Origin of the sequence: Rhodopirellula maiorica SM1, from assembly GCF_000346295.1 — a bacterium.
GTDB classification, from domain to species: domain Bacteria; phylum Planctomycetota; class Planctomycetia; order Pirellulales; family Pirellulaceae; genus Novipirellula; species Novipirellula maiorica.
Window position 1 is genome coordinate 1 of sequence record NZ_ANOG01000286.1, and the last position, 4,627, is coordinate 4,627.

At 51.3% G+C, this 4,627-nt stretch carries 4 protein-coding genes and 1 pseudogene; 1 reads left to right on the forward strand and 4 read right to left on the reverse strand.

Annotated elements, in window-relative coordinates:
• Positions 1 to 904: 904 nt before the first annotated feature.
• Positions 905 to 1,138: a transposase gene (locus RMSM_RS43750; protein WP_144057514.1), complete on the forward strand. Its 234-nt coding sequence runs from the start codon at positions 905 to 907 to the stop codon at positions 1,136 to 1,138.
• 671 nt (positions 1,139 to 1,809) lie between these two features.
• Here RMSM_RS43750 and RMSM_RS09365 read toward each other — a convergent pair.
• The 4 genes and pseudogenes from RMSM_RS09365 to RMSM_RS09385 form a co-directional block, all read right to left on the reverse strand.
• Positions 1,810 to 2,058 (reverse strand): hypothetical protein, encoded by a 249-nt coding sequence (locus tag RMSM_RS09365; RefSeq protein WP_008694643.1) that lies wholly within the window; start codon positions 2,056 to 2,058, stop codon positions 1,810 to 1,812.
• 174 nt (positions 2,059 to 2,232) lie between these two features.
• A pseudogene (locus tag RMSM_RS43755) lies at positions 2,233 to 3,170 on the reverse strand (ISAzo13 family transposase).
• A complete protein-coding gene (locus RMSM_RS09380) occupies positions 3,083 to 3,436 on the reverse strand; it encodes a hypothetical protein (RefSeq protein ID WP_040764974.1) in 354 nt (117 codons plus the stop codon). The pseudogene RMSM_RS43755 and the gene RMSM_RS09380 overlap by 88 nt, the downstream one beginning before the upstream one ends.
• A 163-nt stretch (positions 3,437 to 3,599) precedes the next feature.
• Positions 3,600 to 3,824 carry a hypothetical protein gene (locus RMSM_RS09385; RefSeq protein ID WP_008694650.1) on the reverse strand — a complete coding sequence of 75 codons (225 nt, stop codon included), beginning with the start codon at positions 3,822 to 3,824 and terminating at the stop codon, positions 3,600 to 3,602.
• Positions 3,825 to 4,627 lie beyond the last annotated feature (803 nt).

Below are 4,627 nucleotides of genomic sequence, written 5' to 3' on the forward strand. Positions count from 1 at the left end.
ATGGATGCGGCGGGCGGATAGACCGGCTTGGCATTTCTCGATGACGATGTCGCGAAACGGCTCGCACTGACTGTTACCGGCTGCCACCGCATCGGTCGCTTGAGGCCGGTCAGACCCGGTTGGCGCTATGGTACTGTTTGAATCCGCAGGCCCGGTTGGCGCTGTATCGCTCGGAGCCGTTGGCGCTTTGGTACTGTTTGAGCTTTCGCAGGTCAAATGCCGCCGAACTGCCCCGCGGGAGACGCCGAGAGTCTTTGCGATCCGTCGCTCAGAATACCCTGCAATGCGTAAGTTGTTGATTGCTAAGGACTTGTCCATCGCCAGTTAATTCGCCATGAGGCCCTCGTCGGTGGGTTTTCGGATGTGAAAACCCACCATCGGACAAGGGACCGGGGTGTGGGATCAATTGGTACCGTTTGAGGCGCCAATCACTGGTACTGTTTGAGCGCAAACTGACAATTGTCACTATCGAACTACAATAAGATTGTGGCTACGGATAGCTTGAGGAATCCTTCAGGAAGCAAATGAGAACAGCGGGGAAGATATCGGTTGCTTCAAATTACAGCAGCGTTAACTGGGCGACCAAATGCTCTGTCATCCTCACGTTCACCATGTCGTTCACGGAAGCGGGGTGAAGTTGGATGCTGACGGCCAACCCGAGTCACAGGAGAGCACACCGAAGTATACTTCCTGTTTCACCACGATATATCGGTGCGAGTCTACAAAGTGAAGCTGGCTGATCAGCTCCGAACCTGCGGGCTGTACAACTGCGTCCCGGTAGGGGGTTCGGAAGAGAAATTCGTTGTCGAAATCCAAACGCTTGGACATGGCAATGCCATGCTGAAATACTCAGCCCCTTACGGTCATCGTGTGGCATCACGTGATTAGCGAATCGTAGCGGTCGATGACTTACACGGTGCGTCCATCGAAATCCACTTCCGCAGTGAATCGGAACGTCCAGGGAACAGCCTGGGTGAAGAGCTTCGTTCAGCACATGCTTCCGGCTGACTTTCAAAAGGTCCGGCGCTACGGTTGGATGAGCGCGAACTCGAAGATTAATTTTGACGAGGTCCGTTTACTAGTGTGTTATTCTTGGTGTGGACGTTCTGGCCGGCCAGCGTACATGATGCACAGGTGAAACCGCCGACATCCCACTACATTGCTCGGACTGCGGTGGTGAGTTGCGAGCGGGCGAGCGTCTGGATGCTTCGACAGCGGATGAGCCGCCCCCATACCACCGATTGAATCGATTCAATCGGAACGCCATCAGGAAGGTGTCCGCTGATGTTGTGCGTGGACGTCGCCAGGTTCGAATCAAAAAAATCGTTCCGACCGTCTGTCTTACGCGAAAAGTGGCATCGCCCCGCCTGAGGCGTTCCTGCATCGTCCTATTGGCTGGCTCACAGCAATCATGAGTGAGACGTCGAGGCAAATCACAAATGCTTGATCAAGAGATCTCCCGCCATCATGAACAAAGCCCTTTGACATCGGCTCGTGCCTCGCGATGTCAAAGGCCGACTGGCTTTCTGTTTAAATTGCAAGGCTTCGAACTACTGCCTAAATGCTCAACGGCTCAGTCGATTCACCCACAAATACCAACCGTAGTGATCCTCGAAATTCACTCGTCGGGAGAGATGCAATCGGTATATTGGAGGGCACGTCGACAAACCACTTTCTCGTTGTTTCCACATGCCATGCCGCAAGAAGGCCACGAGCTGTATTCCGCAGGATGAGCAGACGCCTATCCACGCTATCTACTTGCGACAACACGCTGCTGCCGATGTGATATGAGTCCGTGTCTTTACTAGATTACTCGCGGATCTTGCAAATCCTGTGCCAATTCTTCGGTCCGAAGACACGAGAGAAGTAGCCTTCCATGCTGAAAGCGATCATGTCATTATGGGTCTCTCCGCGCAAGTCAAGGTAAATAATGTCGCCAACCTCAACCGCAGGGAAACTCGACTCAAACTCATTTTTGTCATGAAAGGAATGAGTCTTAAACGGATTAGACGCGGTCGCTACTTCGTCGGGCAAATCATCATCGTCGTGGTGGTTCATCGGGAAATTCCTTCGTGGGTTAACTTAATCATTTGGCCTGCTAACGCTCGTTCTCGCATAAACGCAGCTGCAACCGGGCGTTTGTAGGAGAAGTTAATACCCGTTTCCTCTCTTGTGTATTTTTTTGTGCACAATTTGTCCGCTTAGGAACCGTTCGGAAATAACTTCGTCATTTTATGGACGGAGTACATAGTTGAACTGGCCCAGGACTTTGTCGCGGATCGTCGGCTCATTTTGGCGGAACGATTCGGTCGCCTTCTGTCCTGATCGATAAGCCTTCCTAGCTAATTCGCACATAACTTTTAATCCGACGGTGGTCGTCACTCGGGAGAATAGCAACTGCATCCAATTTAATGATTCAACCAGTCTGCCACTGATGGCACGACTCAGGTGGCAAAACAGTCGGTGATCAATCGGGTTGTACTTTGAGCAGTACGGAGGTAAGTGGGCCACGCGAATCGAAAGATCAAGGTTGACCGCCAGCGCATGTAAACGTTCGCGGTAAAGACGCACCCGGTAACCATTGCTTCCTCCGCAATCCGCCAATACTAGAACACCGCCAGCCCCTCGTACCGACTTCGGCCCAATCGATGCCACCATCGTCTCAACGCATCGGCTGCCAATTCGCCGGTATCCGAACCGGTTGCAAGATAAACGAATCCGTCGTTGGCTACCGTGTCATAGACGCCATACGGAATGGCCTTTGCTGAGTTTGAGCAAGAGCCGAAGTCGTGATCAAAAGCGTGAAGCGTTCCGTCGGTCCAGGCTCTACCGCTGCGTGCGAAATACCCGATGAGTTCCTTCTTCTTCGTATCGACGCTGATCACTGGCCAGCCATGCGATTCGTACTCGCGACGTAGTGCTGCGATGCGATCAAATTGCTCTTCGCGGAATTCACTACTGCCCAACGGAATGTCCTTGGAGATTTTGCGACGACCGAGCCCGAGCGTTCCGCTGAGAATCTGGCCAATCACTCCGAGGGAAGCGTTGAATCCACTGCTGGCAATTCTGTCCGCAATCGTCCTCAGTCCCATGTTGGTCCAGATGGCTCCGTCTTCGACGGGCGAGCCCGCCGTTTGCGTTTTAACTTCTTCTTCAATCGCTTGGATAATCCCGGGCTGGCAGCAGCTAGCATTTCTCCTGCCGCCCCCTTTTTTCTTACACGTCCTTCAGCAGGATCCTCTGGCAGAGCTTCGATGTCCGCGCGTCCCTGTCGAATCGTATCACGATGGCAGCCAAAGAGTTTTGCAATGTACTCGATTCCGCCGTGACCGAGCTTTTCAGCTTCGATCGCCGCGTACCGCCGCCGGTCTTTCTCTGAAAGCGAGTGATACAGAGCTTGCATATGAGTTACAACGTCCGAACTGTAGTAATCCATGGTAAACCTCCGAGGAAATGTGTCCTCTTCAATCTACCTGATTGCCGAAGTTGTTTCCGAACAGTTCCTTAGATTCGGTTGCAATTCTGCGATAATCGAAATGATGACCGAGGTAATCTATGTCCGTGAATAGTACCGCGTAGATTCGTTCCAAGCATCGTCATCATCCGGTTACGTTTGACAGACCGGTCGGCTTGTCTTCTGCAATCTTGTTGCACTTCCGCAATGCGTCCTCAAAATTTTCTGCGAAGATTTTTACATTTTCAGTTGGTGGATAGAACCAACACGTATAATCGCCGCGTTCGGCAGACAATAATGTTTCAACCGTTGTGCGAACATTTCCATTCTCGTCGATTTCTAGTCCGCATGTTTCTTTCTCGTCGGGCATCTCATTATTCCTTTGTACGGGGTGTAGATCTAGATTTAGACAATTCTTCTATTGATGCGATGCACAAATATCCAATGCATTCGTTTTCGATATTGCGGCTACTGAATTAGCATTCGTCGCCTAACGTTTCAGTGTACAAATAAGCACAGATGAAGAGGATATGGTTTAGTGGGATAACAAAATGCGATCTATGGAGGCACAGAAAGTGCTTGCACAATTGTGCGTTAAACTTTGTCGCCGCTGGGGATGGCACCTGCGACTCGGATCAGGACGGCTGATCCGTTAGAAAGAGTCTACCATATAGCACTTTAGCTAGGGGAAACCAAGTGATACTCCAGTTAAAGGTTAGTTGAATCCGTTTTGACGGTTGCTGCCCGATTTTCTTTACACTTTCTAACTGCGTATTCACGTACCATTCGTGAATGCTGACCCGGAACCAGCAATGGGGGCGAGCTTGAGTTACTCCTGTCATGTTGCCATCGTCCGGGGCCTTGATCTTTCAGTCACCAATATTCCTTTCTGCGCATCTGCAGAGCTCTCTCGCCGCGAGATTCGCGAAGAGCGTCTAGCACCTCGTATACCTGCTAGTTGTAAAAGTAGGCTCCGAGATCTTCAGTTGTCCACGTCGCAAGCGAGGACAGAAAGATTGGTGCGACCACAAAGATTTTAATAACAAGCAGGAGCAGCTTCGCGTGTGTCAAAAGAAGTTCGAGGCGAGCATGCTACTGGAAACAGCGGAAGGAGTCGAGAACTCGTATTCGCAACCTGATGTTGTTAGGCTTGTCGTCCCGGGACGCTCGGTC